Origin of the sequence: Nonomuraea sp. 3-1Str (assembly GCF_031570565.1) — a bacterium.
Lineage (GTDB): Bacteria > Actinomycetota > Actinomycetes > Streptosporangiales > Streptosporangiaceae > Nonomuraea.
In genome coordinates, this window is record NZ_JALHBK010000008.1 from 80,854 (window position 1) to 100,710 (window position 19,857).

At 72.4% G+C, this 19,857-nt stretch carries 16 protein-coding genes, 2 pseudogenes and 1 riboswitch; of the genes and pseudogenes, 5 read left to right on the top strand and 13 right to left on the bottom strand.

Translation table 11 applies throughout. The features are described from left to right. The first annotated feature begins 153 nt into the window (after positions 1-153). Complete coding sequence (locus tag MTP10_RS15390) at positions 154-345, top strand: DUF5999 family protein (protein WP_175590377.1); 192 nt, start codon at positions 154-156, stop codon at positions 343-345. A 295-nt stretch (positions 346-640) separates the two neighbouring features. On the opposite strand, the gene MTP10_RS15395 is transcribed toward MTP10_RS15390, so the two are convergent. Beyond that, positions 641-1,231 carry an alpha/beta family hydrolase gene (locus MTP10_RS15395; protein ID WP_310709871.1) on the bottom strand — a complete coding sequence of 197 codons (591 nt, stop codon included), beginning with the start codon at positions 1,229-1,231 and terminating at the stop codon, positions 641-643. Between the two features lie 130 nt (positions 1,232-1,361). On the opposite strand from MTP10_RS15395, the gene MTP10_RS15400 reads away from it, so the two are divergent. Together MTP10_RS15400 and MTP10_RS15405 are read left to right on the top strand one after the other, a co-directional pair. Continuing rightward, a complete protein-coding gene (locus MTP10_RS15400; protein ID WP_310709873.1) occupies positions 1,362-2,447 on the top strand; it encodes an ATP-binding cassette domain-containing protein in 1,086 nt (361 codons plus the stop codon). Continuing rightward, the gene (locus MTP10_RS15405) at positions 2,444-3,280 is read left to right on the top strand and encodes an ABC transporter permease (protein ID WP_310709875.1); all 837 of its coding nucleotides are present in this window, start codon (positions 2,444-2,446) and stop codon (positions 3,278-3,280) included. The genes MTP10_RS15400 and MTP10_RS15405 overlap by 4 nt, the downstream gene beginning before the upstream one ends. Before the next feature lie 1,689 nt (positions 3,281-4,969). Here MTP10_RS15405 and MTP10_RS15410 read toward each other — a convergent pair. Together MTP10_RS15410 and MTP10_RS15415 are read right to left on the bottom strand one after the other, a co-directional pair. Next, positions 4,970-6,340, bottom strand: a pseudogene (locus MTP10_RS15410) (ATP-binding protein); the annotation flags it as partial. A 205-nt stretch (positions 6,341-6,545) separates the two neighbouring features. Beyond that, positions 6,546-7,355 carry a hypothetical protein gene (locus MTP10_RS15415; protein ID WP_310709877.1) on the bottom strand — a complete coding sequence of 270 codons (810 nt, stop codon included), beginning with the start codon at positions 7,353-7,355 and terminating at the stop codon, positions 6,546-6,548. 218 nt (positions 7,356-7,573) lie between these two features. Here MTP10_RS15415 and MTP10_RS15420 point away from each other — a divergent pair, with 218 nt between their 5' ends. Together MTP10_RS15420 and MTP10_RS15425 are read left to right on the top strand one after the other, a co-directional pair. Next, positions 7,574-7,852, top strand: coding sequence for an ATP-binding protein (locus MTP10_RS15420; protein WP_310709879.1), 279 nt, complete (start codon positions 7,574-7,576; stop codon positions 7,850-7,852). Positions 7,853-7,860: 8 nt separating this feature from the next. Beyond that, positions 7,861-8,481 (top strand): annotated as a pseudogene (locus MTP10_RS15425) (response regulator); the annotation flags it as partial. Between the two features lie 86 nt (positions 8,482-8,567). Here the strand turns inward: MTP10_RS15425 and gcvP are convergent. The 10 genes from gcvP to MTP10_RS15475 all read right to left on the bottom strand — a co-directional run bounded on the left by gcvP (position 8,568) and on the right by MTP10_RS15475 (position 19,814). Beyond that, entirely contained in the window at positions 8,568-11,429 is a 2,862-nt protein-coding gene (gene gcvP, locus MTP10_RS15430; RefSeq protein WP_310709881.1) for an aminomethyl-transferring glycine dehydrogenase, read from the bottom strand. Between the two features lie 152 nt (positions 11,430-11,581). Next, a riboswitch (glycine riboswitch) is annotated at positions 11,582-11,677 on the bottom strand. A gap of 19 nt (positions 11,678-11,696) precedes the next feature. Further along, positions 11,697-12,317, bottom strand: coding sequence for a MerR family transcriptional regulator (locus MTP10_RS15435; protein WP_310709883.1), 621 nt, complete (start codon positions 12,315-12,317; stop codon positions 11,697-11,699). A gap of 148 nt (positions 12,318-12,465) precedes the next feature. Continuing rightward, a complete protein-coding gene (locus tag MTP10_RS15440; protein WP_090771501.1) occupies positions 12,466-12,936 on the bottom strand; it encodes a bifunctional nuclease family protein in 471 nt (156 codons plus the stop codon). 177 nt (positions 12,937-13,113) lie between these two features. Next, complete coding sequence (locus tag MTP10_RS15445; RefSeq protein ID WP_310709891.1) at positions 13,114-13,770, bottom strand: MerR family transcriptional regulator; 657 nt, start codon at positions 13,768-13,770, stop codon at positions 13,114-13,116. 67 nt (positions 13,771-13,837) lie between these two features. Beyond that, positions 13,838-14,350, bottom strand: a complete 513-nt coding sequence (locus MTP10_RS15450) for an FHA domain-containing protein (RefSeq protein ID WP_310709893.1) — start codon at positions 14,348-14,350, stop codon at positions 13,838-13,840. Between the two features lie 362 nt (positions 14,351-14,712). Further along, positions 14,713-17,217 (bottom strand): mannose-1-phosphate guanyltransferase, encoded by a 2,505-nt coding sequence (locus MTP10_RS15455; RefSeq protein ID WP_310709895.1) that lies wholly within the window; start codon positions 17,215-17,217, stop codon positions 14,713-14,715. Between the two features lie 4 nt (positions 17,218-17,221). After that, positions 17,222-17,803: a CDP-alcohol phosphatidyltransferase family protein gene (locus MTP10_RS15460; protein ID WP_310709897.1), complete on the bottom strand. Its 582-nt coding sequence runs from the start codon at positions 17,801-17,803 to the stop codon at positions 17,222-17,224. 83 nt (positions 17,804-17,886) lie between these two features. Then, complete coding sequence (locus MTP10_RS15465; RefSeq protein WP_310709899.1) at positions 17,887-18,780, bottom strand: GNAT family N-acetyltransferase; 894 nt, start codon at positions 18,778-18,780, stop codon at positions 17,887-17,889. Further along, a complete protein-coding gene (locus MTP10_RS15470) occupies positions 18,770-19,363 on the bottom strand; it encodes a phosphoribosylanthranilate isomerase (protein ID WP_310709901.1) in 594 nt (197 codons plus the stop codon). Before MTP10_RS15470 ends, MTP10_RS15465 begins: the two co-directional genes overlap by 11 nt. Before the next feature lie 10 nt (positions 19,364-19,373). Continuing rightward, entirely contained in the window at positions 19,374-19,814 is a 441-nt protein-coding gene (locus tag MTP10_RS15475; RefSeq protein ID WP_310709902.1) for a hypothetical protein, read from the bottom strand. Positions 19,815-19,857: the final 43 nt, after the last annotated feature.

The window sequence follows — 19,857 nt, forward strand, 5'->3', positions numbered from 1 at the left end:
TGTGTCGAGGGTCACACCATCCGCGCATCCTCCTCTAACAGTCCTAACGGACTATGTCGGATTGTGTGACATACGTCGCACACTTGCTAGGTCCAACAGCCCGAGCCGCTCCCGTGCCACGGGGGCTTTTCACGAGATATCGGAGGCACGCCGATGTGCCCGCACGACCCGGTCTGTCCGTCCGCCGAGGCGCCCGACCGTGAGGCCGCACGCACCGTCGCGTGCCACCCCGAACAGGGGTGGAGTCTTCTCTGCAACGGCGTGGTCCTGTTCGAGGACACCGGGGAGCTGCTGCCGGGCGGCACCGCCATCGCCCCGCACCGCCCCGTCGTGGGCGCCGCCTGAGCGACACGCCGCACCAGACGAGGCCACACGGCCCTCCAGATCACGGCGAGCCGGATATCGGCTCCGGACCACGGTCCTCCCGTCCAGGACCCTCCAGACCTGGCCCTCCGAGGTCACGGTTCTGCCGTCACAGTCCTGAAGTCACAGAAGTCATAGTCCTGAAGTCACGGGCCTGAGGTCACCGGGCACGCGCCGCCCGGTCACCACCCCGGCCGCCCCGCGGCGTCCTGCACCGGACAGAGTGTCCACTCCTACGCGGGTCGTCCATCTCTGCGCGGGCCGTCCGGACGTCCGGTCAGGCGTACGACATGATCCAGTCGGCGACCACCTCGCCGACCCGGGCGGGGTCCTTCTTCAGGTCGTGCCCCTCCCCCGGCAGCACCACGAGCCGTGCCGCGTCGGCGGCGTCCGGCACCCCGAACGGATCGCGGTCCCCGTTCACCACGAGCACGTCCACACCCGCCCCGCGCAGCTCGTCGGCTCTGGAGCGTTCCGGCTTGCCGGGCGGGTGCAGCGGGAACGCGAGGGCGACCACCGCCGCCGCCCCGACGTCCTTGGCGGTACGGCAGGCGACCCGCGCCCCGTTGCTCCGGCCGCCCTGCACCAGCGGCAGGCCCGGCGCCTTCGATCGCAGCTCGGCCAGCACGGCGCACCACGCCTCGTCCTGCCGGGCCGCCGAACCCGGAGCGCGGGCCCCAGCGAGCCTGAACGGCTGCGTCACCCGAGCCACGCTGGCCCCCGCCGCGAGGGCGGCGTCGCGCACGGCCAGCAGGTCGGGCGCGTCCACTCCCCCGGCCGACCCGTGGGTCAGCACGAGCAGCAACCGGGGCCTCTCGGCATCGTCCACCTGCACCGACGCGGGCCCGCGCGGCGTCATGACCTCCATGCGAGAACCGTATCGGGCCCCGCCCCACGACCGGCCCCCGGACCCACCAACGGCCCTTGTCGACAGCTCTCTGAAACCGGTGAAACCCGGTCGAGGGCGCCGTGAAACCGGCGCCGCCGAGAGTGAGGCCATGAGCATCACAGAACTCGGACGTACCGGGGGCGGCCCGGCCCCCGGCGGGGGCACCGATCTGGCCGTACGCACCGAAGGGCTGGTGAAGACGTTCGGCCGGAACCGCGCCGTCGACGGGATCGACCTCGACGTACGCACCGGTGAGATCTTCGGCGTCCTCGGCCCGAACGGCGCCGGCAAGACCACCACCCTACGGATGCTGGCCACCCTGTTGCCGATCGACGCGGGCCGCGCCGAGATCTTCGGGGTCGACGTGGCCGGCAACCCGCACGTGATCCGCCAGCTGGTCGGCGTCACCGGACAGTACGCCTCTGTCGACGAGAACCTGACCGCCCGCGAGAACCTCTGGCTGTTCAGCCGCCTGCAGGGCATCGCCGCGCCGCGCGCCCGGCGCATCGCCACCGAGCTGCTGGGCCAGTTCGGCCTGGAGAAGGCGGCCGACAAGCCGATCGCGCAGTTCTCCGGCGGCATGCGCCGACGACTCGACCTGGCGGCCAGCCTGATCACCAGGCCACCGCTGATCTTCCTCGACGAGCCGACCACCGGGCTCGATCCGCGCACGCGCGGCCAGATGTGGGACACCATCCGCGGCCTCGTCGCCGACGGCTGCACGGTGCTGCTGACCACGCAGTATCTGGACGAGGCCGACCAGCTCGCCGACCGCGTCGCGGTCATCGACCACGGCCGCAAGGTCGCCGAGGGCACCCCCGACCAGCTGAAGACCGCGGTCGGCAACTCCACCCTCCAGTTGCTGCTCGCCGAGCCGGGCGAGGTGCCCGCCGCCGTGGACGTCGTGCGGCGCGTCCTCGGCTCCGACCCGATCCTCAGCCCGGAGCAGGGCCGCCTCAACGTCGCCCTCGACCAGGCCGACCTGGCCGCGGACGTGCTGATCGCGCTGCGCACCGCCGGGGTGTCGATCTCCTCGGTGAGCGTGGCCAAGCCCAGCCTGGACGAGGTGTTCCTCGCCCTCACGGGCCACGAGACGGGCCACGAGACCGGCCACGAGCCGGGCCACGATGCGGGCCGGGAGCCGGATCGCAGGACGGACGACGGCGACGAGACCGGCACGAAGGAGAACCGATGAGCACCGTGATCGCACCCGCGCGTGAGACGGTCCGGGCCACCGACCGCGTGGCCGCCGCCCGGCGGCGCGTCTCCGTGGCGGAGACCCTCGGCCAGACCCTGACGATGGCGTGGCGGGCGCTCAAGAAGATGCGCCGCAACCCGGAGCAGTTCTTCGACGTGGCGCTGCAGCCCATCCTGTTCACCGCGATGTTCGCCTCCATCTTCGGCGGCGCCATCGCCGGCGACGTGGAGAGCTACCTCCCACTGATGATCCCCGGCATCCTCGCCCAGACCGTGCTGACGACGTGCATGGCCACGGGCACGCAACTGCGCGAGGACATGGAGAAGGGCGTCTTCGACCGGTTCAAGTCGTTGCCGATCGCCCGGATCGCGCCACTCGCCGGCCCGATGGTGGCCGACCTGCTGCGCTACGCGATCGCGGCCACTCTGACCTTCGCCATGGGCCTGGTGATGGGCTACCGCCCGGGCGGCGGAGCGGGCGGCGTGCTCGCCGCGATCCTGCTGGCGATCTGCACGGGCTGGTCGCTGGCGTGGGTCTTCACCTGGGTCGGCACGATCGCCCGGAGTGCCCAGGCCGTGCAGAGCATCTCCATGATGATCATGTTCCCGCTGACGTTCCTGTCGAACGCGTTCGTCCCCGTCGAGACCCTGCCCGGCTGGCTGGCCGCGTTCGTACGGGTCAACCCGGTCTCACACCTGGTCACGGCCGCCCGCAACCTGGCCAACAGCGCCCTCGTCAGTGGAGAGGTGGGCTGGACGCTCCTGGCGTGCGTGGTCGTCATCGCGATCTTCGCCCCGCTGTCGGTACGCAGCTACAAGCGGCACATGTGACCCGCGCCCGCCGCGGCCGCGGATCCGCTCGACGAGACCCCGCGCCTCGCCGAGCAGTTCGGGGCCGCGCCGGTCGCCGTACTCGGCCCGTACGAGGGGGATCGTCCCGGGCGCGGCCCGCTCCGCGTACGGTTCGATCCGCTCCCAGGTCATGCTGGGCATGCTGTTGTTGTACGCGAACCGCTCGGCCAGCACCAGCAGCACGATCGCGTCGCGGGGAGGCATCGCTCCCCGCAGCAGCCCCCAGGCGCCGAGCGCGAAGAGCAACGAGCCGCACAGCGGGTAGTCGAGGATGGGGCTGCCCAGGTCCAGCAGGTCGTAGCCCCGCATGGCGGAGAACAGCTCCTCGCCGTACCGGACGTCCTCCGGCCCGGCATGGTACGCGAACGCGGTCAGGGTGACCGACTCCGCGATGATCGTCCACGGCGTCGCTCCCCCTTCCGGCACTCCGGGCAGGCGCAGACCGCGCGCCCGCCGGACAGCCAGCCGGCATTCCGCCAGCGCGGCGGCCGTCTCGCCGCGGGCGAGGGCGAGCTCGGCCGCGCACAACGAGACGATGGAGACCCCGCCGAGCACCGTCTCGCCGTCGTTGACCGGCGCGATCTCGGCGAACTCGGCCTCCGCGGCGCCGAGGTCGCCGTCGGTGAGCGCGGACATCAGCAACACCGAGCGGAGCTGGGTCTCGTCGTCGGTGGCGCCGACCCGGCTCAGCACCGGGATGGCGGTACGCGCGTGTCCGACCGCCTTCCTGCGGTCGCCGAGGTTCATGCTCAGGTGGGCCAGCTCCGCGTGCGTGATGGCGGCCAACCAGGGCCCCTGATCCTCGCCGAGCATCGCCAGCACCCGCTCGCCGGCCTCGATCGCCCCGGTCACGTCTCCTATGTTCTCCAGGGAATGGACGCTCGTCTGCGTCGCCGCCAGGACCACGTCACGGTCGTCGCTGCGGCACAGCTCCGCCAGCCTGCGGTGCAGCTCGACGACGTCGGTCGTGTCGCACGCGAGCATCACCGTGGCCATCGCCGCCACGCGGGAATCCGTCGCGTCGGTGACGGGCAACCCGCGCAGGAGGTCCCGCACCGGATCGACGCTCCGGTCGGCGATGATCATGATGTTCATGATCGTGATCAGCATGGCGGCCCTGGCCACCTCGATGAGCTGCGGCGGCGGCGTCCACCCGGCGACGACCTGGCTGATCGCGAGCCGATGCGCGAAGACCCGGGAATGATCACCGCGGATCGACCACAGCGCGCCGATGCCGACCAGCAACTGCACCGTCGTGGCAGGATCGGCCTCGCCGAGCGCCTGCCTGAGCAGTTCGGCGAGGTTGCTCTCCTCGGCGTGCAACGCGTCGGCCGCCGCGAACTGCGCCGGGCTGAACAGCTCGGACGCGTGTGCGAGGGCGTACGCCGTCGCCCAGGCCCGCTGCGCCGCCCGAGCGGGCGCCTCCTCGCCGGCCTCCTTCAGCCGCATCCGCCCGAACTCTCTGACGGTCTCCAGCATCCGGTAGCGGAGGCCGTACGTCGTCTCGCGAACGCTCAGCATCGACTGCGCGGTCAGCGCGTCCACGACGTGCAGGGCGTCCGTGCCCAGTACGTGTTCGGCCGCGGAAAGCGTGAAGCCGTCGCCGAACAGCGACAACCACCGCAAAGCCCGCCGTTCCGGCTCGTCCAACAGGTTCCACGACCAGTCGATGACCGCGAGCAGCGTCTGGTGCCGGTCGGGGGCCGCACGGTTCCCGCCGCGCAGGAGAGCGAACCGGTCCGCCAGACGCCGCGCGATCTCCTCCACCGACATCACCCGCACCTTGGCCGCGGCCAGCTCGATCGCGAGCGGCAGCCCGTCGAGGCGCGCGACGACGTCCGCGACCACTCCCTCGTCGATCCGGACGTCCGGGCGGGCGGCCGTGGCGCGCTGGCGGAACAGCTCCACCGCGTCATCCGTGAGCAGCTCGCCGAGCGGGTGGACGCGTTCGGCGGGGATCGACAGCGGGGAGCGCGAGGTGATGAGCACCCGCAGGTCGCGGGTCGTCACGGTCAGGAACGCCACCAGGTCGGCGACGGCCTCGATCACGTGCTCGCAGTTGTCCAGGATCAGCAGCGCCGGGGCCTGGTCGAGATGCTGGGCGATGCGGGCGCGAACGTCGGCGCGCCGCTCGGCGCTCAGGCCACGACGCCCGCTGACCGAGTCCCGGACCCCGAGCGCCGAGCCGACCTCGCCCACCACGCCCTCCGGCGAGGAGACGCCGACGAGCTCGACGAAGTGGGCGACGGGCTGCGCGGCGTTCCGCCCGACGACATGAGCCAGCCGCGTCTTGCCCAGCCCGCCGGAGCCGACGATGGAGACCACCCGGTTGGTCTGCAGCAAGGCGTGCACCGCACGGATGTCGCCGTCGCGGCCGAGCAGCGAGGACCCGTCGTACAGGATGCCCTCGCGGACCGGCCGATCCGCGGCGAGGAGCGCGGCGTGGACGCGGACGAGCTCAGGCCCCGGGTCCGTGCCGAGCCGCGCCACCAGGTCCGCGCGGTAGCGCTCGTAGCGCTCCAGAGCCGCGGCGGCACCACGTACGGCGGCCTCGCTGCGCAGCAGGCAGGCGAGCAGCTCCTCGTCGTGCGGCCGATCGGCCGCGGCCTCCTCCAGCAGCGGCAGCGCCTCGTCGTGGGCGCCGCTCCGGCCCTGCGCGATCGCCGCCACCCGTCGCGCCTCGGACACCCGTCCCGCGGCGGCGTCCCTCAGCTCAGCGAGCGCACCCGTGGCGCCGGCCAGGCCGCCGGCCATGAGACCCATGGCCTCTTCGGCGCGGCGACGCGCGAGCGCCGTGTCGTCCTCGGCCAGCGCGGCCCGTGCCTGGTCCACCAGCGCGCCGAGCAGCAGCGCGTCCACCTGACCGGCGGGCAGCCCGAGGCGGTAACCACGCGGGATCCGTACGACGGCATCGGCGCAGGTCGCCGCCCTGGTCCGCGAGACGACCACCTGCAGCGCCTTGGTCGGGTTGGCCGGCGCCTCGCCGGGCCACAACTCCTCGACCAGGCGCTCGTCACCGACCCCCGCACGCCCGCACATGGCGAGCACCGCCAGCAGGGTCTGCGCGCGATCGCCGACGACGCGCACGCCCCGCCATCGAACGCCGTCGAGCAGGACCAGTGCGGGGGACACACCCCCAGCTTACGGACGAGTCACAGGCGGGAAGCAGGGAGACCGAGAGGTATCCCGACTCGTGATGATCGCGCCCCACGCGGCCCGGTCCTCCGGTGCCGGGAGAGGGTCGTCAGGTGTCGCGGTCGCGGCGCAGACGGACGTCGGCGGCCAGCGTCTCGTCCTCGTGGTCCAGCCCGTACGCCCAGACGTGCTCGGCGTCGTCGTCCCGCCCCCGTAAGGGAAGCGTGCGGGCCAGCAGTTCGATGGCGAGGGCGCTCGTCCCCGCGTCGGCGCCGTCCTCGACGGCGCCCGCGAACTCGGCGCACGCCATCTCCAGGTGCGCGATCCCGAGCTGGACCCGCAGCCGTGGCGCCACCTCGGCCGGAGCGGCCTCCAGCGCGTCGAGGAGCACCTCGGCCGCCTCCCCCGGCTCGCCGCGCTCCAGCATCAGGTCGGCGAGCTGCTGCGCGGCGTGCGCGGCCGTCTCGTCGTCGCCGGCCGCCACCGCCGCCGCGCCGGCCTCGCGCAGCGACGCCTCACCCTCGTCCAGGGCTCCGGCCTGTACGGCGAGCCGGGCCAGCGCGAGATGGGCCAGCGGCACGTACGCGGCGGTGCCGAGCCCCAGCACGGCCTGCCACGCGCCGCGCGCCTGTTCGGCCCGGCCCTCCCGCTCGAAGCCCTGCGCCAGGTGGCAGGCCGCCTGCGCCGCGTACTCGGGGTGGCCGGTGGCGAGCGCGGCCCGGGCCGCGGCGCGGGCGCCGTCGAGGTCGCCGCGCTCCTCCAGCACCACGGCCAGGCCCACGGCGGCCTGCGCCCGGTCGGGCCCGTCGGGGTCGGCCGCCAGCTCGGACAGGATGGCGGCGGCGCCGTCGAGGTCGCCGTCCTCGGCCAGGCGGCGGGCGGTGTCGAGAGGCGGGTTCCGCAGCTCTGAGGACGTCAAAGATGGCTCCTTCGGCGACGATCGGACCGAGCCTAACGACTTCCGGCGATCATGTCTGCCGACTTGTCCCGGTTGGCCTGGCGGCCACGGGAACCGCACCCCCGCGACACCCCGCATTCCCCGGGGATCCCCCGGAGCGCCCCGACGCCCACGGCCTGTCGCGGCAGCTCGCCGACGCGGTTCGTGGCCTGCTTCCATGCCTCTCCATCCACCGATCGGTGGAGTCGTTCCACCGCGTCGCCCGGCATGCCGGCACCGCCACCCGCGTCGGTCTCACCCTTTCCTACATGGACCACCAGGTGGCCCTCGACGTCCGCGATGACGGCCGCGGCTTCGACCCGGCCGCCCGGGTCGAGCGGGACGGGGGCTTCGGGCTGGTGGCGATGCGGCAGCGGATCGAGGCGTTGTCGGGCACGTTGCAGATCGAATCGGAGGTGGGGGGTGGCACCGGGATCTCGGCCTGCCTGCCCACCGAGGCGCCGGAGGTGCGTTCGTGAGTGACCCGATCAAGCTGCTCATCGCCGACGACCACCCGGTGGTACGGGACGGGCTGAGCAGCATGTTCGCCCACGACCCCGAGGTCACCGTGGTCGGCGAGGCGGCGGACGGAGCCGAGGCGGTCCGGCTGGCCGAGGCGCTCGGGCCGGACGTGATCCTGATGGACCTGCGGATGGCCGGCATGGACGGCGTCACCGCGATCGGCGAGCTGACCCGGCGCGGCGTACCGGCCCGGGTGCTGGTGCTGACCACCTACGACACGGACAGCCACGTGCTCCCCGCGATCGAGGCCGGCGCCACCGGCTACCTGCTCAAGGACGCACCGCGGGACGAGCTGCTGCGCGCCGTGCGCTCGGCCGCCCGCGGCGAGGCCGCGCTCTCGCCCTCGGTGGCTGCCCGCCTGATGAGCCGGCTGCGCGCCCCGGCGCCGTCGACCGGGCCGTTGAGCCGGCGCGAGCTGGAGGTGCTGCGCCTGGTCGCGGCCGGCCACACCAACCGGGAGGCGGCCGCCCGGCTGTTCATCACCGAGGCCACGGTCAAGACGCACCTGCTCAACGTCTATGCGAAGCTCGACGTCAACGACCGTGCCGCCGCGGTCGCGGAGGCATACAACCGCGGCCTGCTCGTGCTCCCGAGCATCCGTGAACCACCCGGACGGGGTTGCCGTAGCGGCCCCTGCCCGCCGGAGCGGGAAGGGGCCGCTCGGAGGGGACGTCAGTCCTCGTACGCCTCCAGGGGCGGGCAGGAGCAGACCAGGTTGCGGTCGCCGTAGGCCTGGTCGATGCGGCGTACCGGCACCCAGTACTTGCCGTCGCGCAGCGAGGACACCGGGTAGGCGGCCTCGGTGCGGGTGTAGGGGTGGGTCCACTCGTCGGCGGTGACGGCCTCGGCGGTGTGCGGGGCGTTGCGCAGCGGGTTGTCGGTCTGGTCGTACTCGCCGGAGGCCACCTTGGCGATCTCGGCACGGATGGCGATCATGGCGTCGGCGAACCGGTCGAGCTCGGCGACGTCCTCGCTCTCGGTCGGCTCGATCATGAGCGTGCCCGCGACGGGGAACGACATGGTCGGCGCGTGGAAGCCGTAGTCGATGAGCCGCTTGGCGACGTCGTCGACGGTGACGCCGGTCTCCTTGGTGATCTGGCGCAGGTCGATGATGCACTCGTGCGCCACCAGCCCGCCGCGCCCGGTGTAGAGGACCGGGAAGTGGGGGGCCAGGCGCCGCGCGAGGTAGTTGGCCGACAGGATGGCCTGCTCGGTGGCCGCGGTGAGCCCGTCGGAGCCCATCATGCGGATGTACGCCCAGGAGATCGGCAGGATGCCGGCCGAGCCGTACGGGGCGGCCGAGACCGGGCCGACCGGCGAGCCGTCGTGCAGCGGGTGGCCGGGCAGGTAGCCGGCGAGGTGCTCGCGGACGGCCACGGGGCCGACGCCGGGCCCGCCGCCGCCGTGCGGGATGCAGAACGTCTTGTGCAGGTTGAGGTGGGACACGTCGGCGCCGAACTCGCCGGGCTTGGCCAGGCCGACCAGCGCGTTGAGGTTGGCCCCGTCGACGTAGACCTGGCCGCCGGCGTCGTGGACCTTGGCGCAGATCTCGGTGATGGCCTCCTCGTACACGCCGTGCGTGGACGGGTAGGTCACCATGATGGCGGCGAGCGTCCCGCGGTGCTTGTCGATCTTGGCGTCGAGGTCGTCCAGGTCGACGTTGCCCTCGGAGTCGCAGGCCACGACGACGACGCGCATGCCGGCCATGACGGCGCTGGCGGCGTTGGTGCCGTGGGCGGAGGACGGGATGAGGCACACGTCGCGGCCGGTGTCGCCGTTGGCCTGGTGGTAGGCGCGGATGGCCAGCAGCCCGGCCAGCTCGCCCTGGGACCCGGCGTTGGGCTGGATGGAGACCGCGTCGTAGCCGGTGATCTCGGCCAGCCAGCGCTCCAGCGTCTCGACCAGCTCGACGTAGCCGGCGGCCTGCTCGATCGGCGCGTAGGGGTGGATCGCGGCGAACTCGGGCCAGGTGATCGGCTCCATCTCGGTGCTCGCGTTGAGCTTCATCGTGCAGGAGCCGAGCGGGATCATGGACCGGTCGAGCGCGATGTCCTTGTCCTGGAGCCTGCGCAGGTAGCGCAGCATCGCGGTCTCGGAGTGGTGGCTGTGGAAGACGGGGTGGGTGAGGTAGCCGGACTCGCGGGCCAGCCCGGCGGGCAGCCGGTCGAGGCCCTCGTCGGCGACCAGGGCGTCCAGGTCGGCGCGGGAGGCGGACTCGTGGCCGAGCGTCTCGCCGAAGGCCGACGCGACCCGCTCCAGGTGGTCGGCGGTGGTGGTCTCGGAGCAGGCGACGGCGACGTGGTCGGCGTCGGCGGGCCACACGTTGACGCCACGCTCGGCCGCCAGCCGTACGACGTCGGCGGCCTTGCCGGGGACGCGGGCCAGCACGGTGTCGAAGAACTCGCCGTGGACGACCTCGACGCCGCCGCGGCGCAGCGCCTCGGCGAGGGCGGCGGCGTGCCGGTGGGTCCGGGCGGCGATGCGGCGCAGCCCCTCGGGCCCGTGGTAGACGGCGTACATGCCGGCGATGACGGCGAGCAGCACCTGGGCGGTGCAGATGTTGCTGGTGGCCTTCTCACGGCGGATGTGCTGCTCGCGGGTCTGCAGCGCCAGCCGGTAGGCGGGGTCGCCGTCGGCGTCGACGGAGACGCCGACCAGGCGGCCGGGCATCTGCCGCTGCAAGCCCTCGCGCACCGACATGTACGCGGCGTGCGGCCCGCCGAAGCCGAGCGGGACGCCGAAGCGCTGGGAGGAGCCCACGGCGATGTCGGCGCCCAGCTCACCGGGCGCGGCGACGAGCGTGAGCGCCAGCAGGTCGGCCGCGGCCACGACGAGGGCGCCGGAGGCGTGGGCGGCCTCGGCGACCGCGCGGAAGTCACGCAGGCGGCCGGAGGCACCGGGGTACTGGACGAGCACGCCGAAGCACTCGGGCAGCTCGCCCTCCAGGGTGTGCTCGACGAGCTCGATGCCGAGCGGCTCGGCGCGGGTGGCGAGCACCGCCTTGGTCTGCGGCAGCGTGTCGGCGTCCACGACGAACACGGGGCTCTTGACCTTGCCGGCCCGCCGGGCCAGGGTCATCGCCTCGGCGGCGGCCGTGGCCTCGTCGAGCAGGGAGGCGCCCGCGACGGGCAGGCCGGTCAGGTCGGAGACCACGGTCTGGAAGTTGAGCAGCGCCTCCAGCCGGCCCTGGGAGATCTCGGGCTGGTACGGGGTGTAGGCGGTGTACCAGCCGGGGTTCTCCAGGAGGTTGCGGCGGATGACCGCGGGCGTGACCGTCTCGTGGTAGCCGAGGCCGATCATGGAGGTGAGAACCTGGTTGCGGCCGGCCAGCGCGCGCAGCTCGGCGATCGCGCCGGTCTCGCCGACCGCGGCGGGCAGCCTCAGCCGGTCCTTGGCCCTGATGGCCTCGGGCACGGCCACCGCCACGAGGTCGGCCACGGACTCGAAGCCGACGGCCTCGAGCATGCGCTGCTGCTCCGGGGCGGAGGGGCCGATGTGCCGGGCCGAGAACGGCGGAGCTGACAGGTCGGTCATGGAGGTGCCTCCCGAGGCTGTGGAGACCGGCGCCAGGGCGCGGGCGTATGCCGGGTCTCCCCCTCTGTCATGCGGACCTGAGAGCTTCACCCCGGAGGGCTTGCACCGTCGGTGAGACGCGCCTGGCGGGCGCGCCTGCTTTCCAGAGACGCCTCACCCGAGCGGTACAGGTGCCTGAGAGATTCCGGGGAGGGTTGCTCCTTCGGCGCCCCAGGGACGAAGCCCGGGGACTCTCCCGCACGGGGTCGTCAGCCTTGCGCTCTCACTTTACCCTGTGCGGCGCGCACGCCGCCGCTGGGCCAGCTCGTCAGCGGGGTGGTCGGCCGGGACGGTGTCCGCGACCGCCGCTCGTTCCCCCGGCAGCTCCGCGAGGGAGCCCTCGACCTCGCGCCAGACCCGGCCGAGGGCGATGCCGAAGACGCCCTGACCGCCCTGGAGCAGGTCGATCACCTCGTCGGCCGAGGTGCACTCGTAGACGCTGACACCGTCGCTCATGAGCGTGATCTGGGCGAGGTCGGCCACCCCGCGCTCACGCAGGTGCTGCACGGCCGTACGGATCTGCTGGAGGGAGACCCCGGTGTCGAGAAGCCGCTTGACGACCTTGAGCACCAGGATGTCGCGGAAGCTGTAGAGCCGCTGGGAGCCGGAGCCGTGCGCCGCTCTTATCGTGGGCTCGACCAGTCCGGTGCGTGCCCAGTAGTCCAGCTGCCGGTAGGTGATGCCGGCCGCCGCGCAGGCCGTCGGGCCACGGTATCCGATGTCACCCGGCAGCGACGCCGGTCGCTCGTCGAAGAGCAGTCCCTGCTCCCCGGCACGCTGCCGCGCGCTCTCGCGCCGTACCGAGTCTTCCTGGCCGGCCGTCTTTCCCTCGCCGCTGCTGACCGCCACGCGGACCTCCGGCTTTCTCTCATCCCGTGACCTGATCTGGGGGTTCGTAAAAAGGCGGCCACGGGTTTCACTTGCACCGTAGGACCGTGACCATGCTCAGTCAACGATCCGGCTCGGCGCGTCGTGAAGCGTAAATGCACTGAAATACCTACCCCGCCCTGCCGAAGTCCTCGGGGGTGATCGTGTCAAGGAACTCCCTGAACTTCTCCACCTCGTCCTCCTGGTCGTCGGGGATGATCACACCGGCCTCCTGGACGACCTCCTCGCTGGCGAAGATGCGCGCTCCGGTGCGCAGGGCCAGGGCGATCGAGTCGGACGGCCGGGCGCTGACCTCGACGCCGTTGGAGAACACCAGGTCGGCGAAGAAGATTCCGTCGCGCAGGGCGACGATGTTGACGGCGCGCAGGCCGACGCCCAGCGCGCTCAGCACGTCTCTGAACAGGTCGTGCGTCAGGGGCCTGGGCGGGGGCTCCTCCGCCTGGGCCAGCGCGATGGCCGTGGCTTCGGTCATGCCGATCCAGATGGGCAGGAACCGCTCCCCGTGTGCCTCCTTGAGCAGGACGATCGGCTGATTGGTGGGCATTTCTACCCGAACGCCCACGACCTCCATCTGCAACACGGGCTGCTCCGTATTCGACTGGCCGGCGACCCGGCACAGCTCATTGCTGGTTCGCTTATGCATTTCAACGTAACACCCGGCGGGTGCCGTATGTCCCGCCGGTGCGGTCCCGAATCTCAGCGATGGGCCCGGCCGTCAGGCCCGCCGGGGAGGGCCGATGGGGAGGGCGCGCTGGAGTCAGCGTCCCAGGACGGAGCGCACGCCCTCGCGGACCAACGCGGCGTGCAGGTCCAGCAGGAGCGCCGACAGCTCCCTGGCCGCCTCGTCGGCCTCGCCGATGGCGCCCGGGCCGCGCCGCTTGAGCACCGGCGCGACCGCCTGCTCGATCAGGCCGCACTCCCGCTCGGCCGCCGCCTTGACGGCCCGCAGGTGGCGGGCGTGCAGGCCGAAGCGGGCCAGCGCCCCGACGGTGCGCGCCACGGTCAGCGCGTCCTCGTCGTAGCGCCGGGCGCGGGCCGCGAGCAGCCCGTAGTCCTCCAGCTCGGTGAGCGTCTCGTCGTCGATCCCGGCCGTCTCCAGCAGCTCGGCGCGGCTGAGCCGGATCTCCGGCTCGGCGTCGGGAACGGCGCGCGGGCGGCCGAAGTCCTCGGCCATCTTGTCCTTGATCACCCGCAGCGGCAGGTAGTGGTCGCGCTGCTCGGTGAGGATGTAGCGCAGCTGCTCCACGTGCAGGTGGGTGAACTTGCGGAAGCCCGAGGGGCTCCGCTCGGGCTCGATGAGCCCCTCGCCCTCCAGGAACCGGATCTTGGAGATCGTGACGTCGGGGAACTCGCCCCGCAGGAGGGCGAGCACCTCCCCGATGCTCATGTGCGAGCGCGCAGCCTGCGAACTCATGCGGTCTCCTTCGCCGACCGCATGCGTCCGCGCGAAGCCGTGTCCATGGATCGCTCGCTACGCTCCCTCATGCTGTGGCGGCGGTCCGCATCAGGAACAGCAGACGGAACTTGCCGATCTGCACCTCGTCGCCCGAGTGCAGCGGCACCTCCTCGATGCGTTCCCTGTTGACGTACGTGCCGTTGAGGCTGCCCACGTCGCGCACCGAGAACTGGCCGCCCCGGTGGCGGTAGAACTCGACATGACGGCGGGAGACCGTGATGTCGTCGAGGAAGATGTCGCTCTCCGGGTGGCGGCCGGTGGTGGTGAGGTCCTTGTCGAGCCGGAACCGGCTCCCCTGGTTGGGACCCCTGGTCACGGTGAGCAACGCCGTGCCGGGCGGCAACTGCTCCACCAGCGCCCGCTCGGCGAGGAGCATGTCGCCTGTCTCAGCCTCGTACGCCTCGATTCCCGCTACGGAGATCGTCGAGGTGGTGTCCCCGGCGGCCTCGGCTCTGGCCAGCGGTGACCCACAGCGGGAACAGAAACGGGCATCCTCGGGGTTGGCGTGCCCGCACTGCGTGCAGTAGACGCTCGGCATCGATCGGCTCGGCCTCCTACCGCGAAGACGCGGCGACGGTGCTCGGCGCGCCTCGCTTCGCTCTTCAAGTTTGCGAATGCCGCAACTTACGCTGCTGAACGGCAAAGGTCAAGGCGGGGCGCTGGACGACAGGTTCGGACGGTGACAAAGTTACCGCCGTCCGCGCCTGATGGTCCATGCCGCCGCGCCTTTACACAATACGATCTTGTCGGGCGCCGCGCGAACCCTTGGGGCCGTTACGCGCAGTGACATTCCTCTCAAGAACCGGCCAAAGGCGCCCCTTCCCCGGTCTCCGGGCGTAAAGGTCCCGGGAGACGCGCGGAAAACGCCCCGGAGACGCACAGAAGACGCACAGGGGACGCTCACGAGGCGGCGGCCTCGACGATGCGGGCCCAGCGCTCGATGAGGGCCTGGGCCGTGTCCATGTCGTGGGCCTCGGCCCACAGGTCGGTGACCGGCTCGGTGGCGGCGGGCAGGATCAGCACCCAGGTCCCGTCCTCGCCGACGACGCGCACCCCGTCGGTCGTGTCGATGCGCTGTCCCTCGGCGGAGGCCTCCACCGCCTCGATGACGGAGCGCATGACCGCCCCCTTGGCCGCCCAGCGCGTCGGCACGCTGCGCTTGAGCAGCCTCGCCTCGGGGATGCGGGCGTCGATCTGGCTGAGCGACAGCCGGGTGCGGGCCACCAGGCCGAGCAGCCGCATGAACGCGGCCAGCCCGTCGATGGCCGGGCTGAACTCGGGCACGACGAAGCCGCCCCGCCCGTCCGCCGCGAAGATCATGTCCTCGCCGGCGGCGGCCGAGGTGAGGGCGTCCAGAGCGGTGGAGGTCCACTGCGCCTGCACGCCGTGGAAGCGGCACACCTGCTCGGCCACCCGGGTGGTGGTGACCGGCAGCGCCACCTGCCCGCCCCGGCGCTCGGCGGCCACGAGGTCGAGCACCACGAGCAGGGCCCGTTCCTCACCGATGAGCTGCCCCATCTCGTCCACCAGTGCGATCCGCTCGCCGACCGGGTCGAAGCGGACGCCGAACGCGGCGCGGGACGAGCTGACGAGCTCCGACAGGCGTTGCAGGTCTCGGCGGCGCTCGGCCAGCGTCTCGGTCGGCGAGGCGTCGTCGAGCCGGGCGTTGACCGTGAGCACCTCGACGCCGACGCGGCCGAGCAGGGTCGGCAGGACCAAGGAGGAGGTCCCGCCGGCGCAGTCCACGACCACCTTCATGCCGGCGATGCCGCTCATGTCGATCCGGCGCATCAGCTCGTGGGTGTAGTCCTCGACGACGCGCGCCGGGTAGGTCAGCTCGGCGATCTCGCCGGGGAAGGCCCGCCGGAACTCCTGGCGGGAGAAGACCCGCTCCAGCTTGCGCTGGGCGGCGGCCGACAGGTCGGCGCCCCGGTCGTCCATGATGACGATGTCCACGCTCTGCGGGTCACCGGCGGTGGTGCGCAGGGCGATGCCGCCGGCCGCCGCGTCGCGGGCGGTGTGGAAGCGCGCCACGGGCAGCGGGGCGGCCTCCAGGTCGAGCACGTTGATGGCGCTGGCGGTGAGCGCGCTGATCACGGCCCGCTTGAGCGCCCTGGCCGCGAGCGAGGAGTCGCGTGAGGTGACGACGTACGCGCCCTTCTTCAGGGTGGTGGCGTAGGCGCTGGCCAGCCGTACGCACAGCTCGGGGGTGATCTCGACGTTGACCAGCCCGCTGACGCCGCGCGGCCCGAACAGGCTGCGCTGTCCGCGCGACTCCCAGATGACGCTGGTGTTGACGACCGCCCCGGCCTCGATGGTCTTGAACGGGTAGACCTTGACGCCGCTGGAGATGTACGCCTCGGGCTCGATGACGCAGTCGTCGCCGATGACGGCGTCCTCCTCGATGCGGGCGCCGGCCATGACGTCGGTGCTCTTGCCGACGACGCAGCCGCGCAGGTGGGCGCCCGGGCCCACGTAGACGTTGTCGTGGACGACGGCCCGGTGCAGGAAGGCGCCTTCGCGCACGACCACGTTGTTGCCCAGCACGGTGTACTCGCGCAGCTCGGCGCCCGCCTCGATCTTGGCGTAGTCGCCGATGAGCAGCGGGCCCTTGAGCACCGCGTCGGGGTCGACGGAGGCCGACTCGGCCACCCAGACGCCCGGTGACAGCTCGAAGCCGCCGACGTCCAGCCTGACCTTGCCGGACAGGGCGTCGGCCTGGGCCTTGAGGTAGCTCTCGTGGGTGCCGACGTCCTCCCAGTAGCCGTCGGCGACGTAGCCGAAGATGGGGGCGCCGCTCTCCAGCAGGCGGGGGAAGACGTCGGCGGACCAATCGACGGGCTCCCCCGCGGCCACATGGTCGAGGACCTCGGGCTCCATGACGTAGACGCCGGTGTTGACGGTGTCGGAGAAGACCTGGCCCCAGGTGGGCTTCTCCAGGAAGCGCTGCACGCGCCCCGCCTCGTCGATGATGACGATCCCGAACTCCAGCGGATTAGGCACGCGTTTGAGCCCTATGGTAATAAGTGCTCCATTTTCTCGGTGAAAACGCACCATATCCGACAAATCGATGTCGGTGAGGGCGTCGCCGGAGATCACCAGGAAACGGTCGTCCCGCAGCCGGTCGGCGGCGTTCTTGACGCTCCCGGCCGTGCCCAGCGGGATGTCCTCGGTGGCGTACTGGAGGCTCATGCCCAGCTCGTCGCCGTCGCCGAAGTAGTTGCGCACGAGCGCGGCGAGGAACTGGAGCGTGACCACCGTCTCGGTCACCCCGTGCCGCTTGAGCAGGCGCAACACGTGCTCCATGATCGGCCGATTGGCCACGGGAAGCAGTGGCTTGGGCTGGTTGGCGGTCATCGGTCGCAGCCGAGTGCCCTCCCCGCCCGCCATGACGACCGCCTTCACCCGATCACTCCTTTGTGGTCGCAGTTATGAGCCGGCGCACCTGAACGGCGTACAACACGCCCGCCCACCAGTACAGACCTGTTCCCCACACAGCGAAAGCCCATCCTGTGACGCGGGCCATCTCGGCATACCACCCGTTGTGGGAGGCGAGGAAGAGGAGCGGGAAGGCGTACATGAGATTGAACATGGCCGCTTTACCGAGGAAGTGCACCTGAAGTGCCCGGTAACCGTGTCTGCGGAGCACGGGGAAGAAACCTGCGACGAAGAGCTCACGCGCGAGGATCAGCGCCACCAGCCACCACGGGATGACGCCCCGCACCAGCAGCGCCAGGATGGTCGCGAACACGTACAGCTTGTCGGCGGCCGGGTCGATGATCCGCCCGAGCTTGCTCGTCTGGTTGAAGGCGCGAGCGATCTTCCCGTCGAGCCAGTCGGTGAACCCGGCGACCGCCAGGACCCCGATGGCCCACCCGTCCGCCCGGGGCCCGAGAACCAGCCAGAGGAAGACGGGCACGCCGAGGAGTCGCAGGAAGCTCAGCAGGTTGGGAACCGTCCAGATCCGGTCCTCGGCGGAAGTTTCGCTCACGCTGGAGACCCTACTGCGTCGTATCTCCGGGCAGCGGGCCCGTCCGGCCGGTGTTCCCCGGGGCGGCGGACCGCGTAAGTCGCTCAGGCGCGCAGGAAGGCATGGGTGCGGCCGACGGCCGTGAAGCCCAGGCGGGCGTAGAAGTCCTTCGGCCAGTCCTCCTCGGCGGCGAGCAGGAAGATCGGCTCGCAGCCGGCCGCCTCGGCGAGCAGGGCCCGCATGAGGGCGCGGGCGTGTCCCCGGCCCCGGTGGCGGGTGCCCGTGTGAACACTCTCGATCTGGGCCACCCCGTCCTGGACGTACAGCTCGGCCCGGGCCGCGATCTCGCCGGACTCGGCGCGCACGCCGCGGAAGCGGACCACGTCGGCGCCGCGCAGCCGCTCCGCCACCCGCCGCGCGAGCTGGTCGACCGCGTCGTCGGAGACGCTCGGCAGGGCTTCGCGCCAGTCATGGCGCACGACGGGCAGCAGCTCCTCCAGCGTCAGCTCCTCGGCCGGGGGGACGTCGGCGGGCGGGGCGCCACGGAAGACCATGACCACGTTCGACTCGTGGTCGTAACCGGCCGCGGTGAAGGCGGGGGCGAGGGCGGCGCCCAGCGCGTCGTCGTCCACGCACACGTAGCGGTGGCCGCGGCCGGCCAGCACCTCGTCGGCGGCCCGCAGCACCTCCCCGGCCCGGACCGGGGCGGGCCCGTCCGGGGCGGGGGACACGACGACGAGGCGGTTGTCGTCGTGGGAGCCGGGGTAGCGGTCGTTCAACACGGCGAAGCCGCCCGGCACCTCCACGACCCGCCCGGCCTTGCGCCGGGCGAACGCGTGCGTGAAGGCCAGCACCCGCGCCAGCTCCGGGCCCTGCTCCGCGATCGGGCCCTGCTCGGCGGTCAGGCCCTGCTCGGCGGTCAGGCCGGGGAGGCGGGGGGAAAGGGCGTCGCTCGTCGGGCCGGGCGCGATCGGGCCTCGCGGGCGGTCATCGCGCATCGCGGGCCGCCGCGAGGAAGTCCCGGATCAGGCCGGCGTCCTTGACGCCCGGCGCCACCTCGACGCCGCTCGACACGTCCACCCCCCACGGCCGGGCCGCGGCGATCGCGGTGGCCACGTTGGCCGGGTCGAGGCCCCCCGCGAGCAGCCAGCGGCCCGAGGGGCGTCCCCGCACGGCCGCCCAGTCCCACGGCTCGCCGGAGCCGGGCCGGGGCGCGTCGACGATGAGCAGGTCCTCGTCGTAGGCGCCGCACCGCAGGTCCGCCTCGGCGTCCACGGCCCGGACCAGGGTCAGGCCGAGGTCCTTCAGCGCGGTGAAGTCGGCGTGGGGGTGGTGGCCGTGCAGCTGCACGGCCCGCAGCCCGGCGGCGAGGGTCGCGGCGCGCACCTCCGCCGGGTCCTCTCCCCGGAAGACTCCCACGGTGAGCACGTGGCCGGGCACCAGCGCGGCCAGCTCCGCCGCCCGCTCCGGCGTCACGCGGCGCGGGCTGCGGGTCAGCACGAACCCGATGGCGTCGGCGCCCGCCTCGACGGCCGCCGTCACGTGCCCGGGCTCGCTGAGCCCGCAGATCTTCACATACACACGGTCGAGGTTAGCGGCGCACGCCCGCCCGCGGCGACCACACCCAGACGAGCATGGCCACGATCAGCCCGAACAGGGCGACCCCGTTCGGGAGGTGCGCCCCGAGCCAGAGCCAGGTGACGTGCTGGGCCATGCCGACGACGAGCAGCGCCACGCTCGCCAGCGCGGGCCAGCCGGCGCCGCGTCCCGGCCGCCAGACGAGTACGGCGAGGACGACCTGCACGAGCGCGACCAGGTGGACCACCATCCCGGCCATGACGTGGGACTCGCGCATCGCCTCGCCCGCCCCGACCGCCTGGCCGGCCAGGGAGGCGGCGACGAGCAGGGACGCCGCCTGGGCGACGACGACGATGCGCAGCCCGTACAGCAGCCCGGCGGACACCTGTCCGGATCGCCGGGGCCCGGGCACCTGAGGCGCGGATCCGTGGGGCACGGGCGCGGTCTCCTGCATGATGTGGTCCTTCCTGGAGAAGTGTGGACCACATGCTGGCGGC

What these genes read in the sequence shown, in the direction of transcription:
- MTP10_RS15390 (WP_175590377.1), top strand. Translation starts at nt 154, where the DNA reads ATGTGCCCGCACGACCCGGTCTGTCCGTCCGCCGAGGCGCCCGACCGT.
- MTP10_RS15395 (WP_310709871.1), bottom strand. Translation starts at nt 1,231, where the DNA reads ATGGAGGTCATGACGCCGCGCGGGCCCGCGTCGGTGCAGGTGGACGAT.
- MTP10_RS15400 (WP_310709873.1), top strand. Translation starts at nt 1,362, where the DNA reads ATGAGCATCACAGAACTCGGACGTACCGGGGGCGGCCCGGCCCCCGGC.
- MTP10_RS15405 (WP_310709875.1), top strand. Translation starts at nt 2,444, where the DNA reads ATGAGCACCGTGATCGCACCCGCGCGTGAGACGGTCCGGGCCACCGAC.
- gcvP (WP_310709881.1), bottom strand. Translation starts at nt 11,429, where the DNA reads ATGACCGACCTGTCAGCTCCGCCGTTCTCGGCCCGGCACATCGGCCCC.
- MTP10_RS15445 (WP_310709891.1), bottom strand. Translation starts at nt 13,770, where the DNA reads ATGAGTTCGCAGGCTGCGCGCTCGCACATGAGCATCGGGGAGGTGCTC.
- MTP10_RS15450 (WP_310709893.1), bottom strand. Translation starts at nt 14,350, where the DNA reads ATGCCGAGCGTCTACTGCACGCAGTGCGGGCACGCCAACCCCGAGGAT.
- MTP10_RS15465 (WP_310709899.1), bottom strand. Translation starts at nt 18,780, where the DNA reads ATGCGCGATGACCGCCCGCGAGGCCCGATCGCGCCCGGCCCGACGAGC.
- MTP10_RS15475 (WP_310709902.1), bottom strand. Translation starts at nt 19,814, where the DNA reads ATGCAGGAGACCGCGCCCGTGCCCCACGGATCCGCGCCTCAGGTGCCC.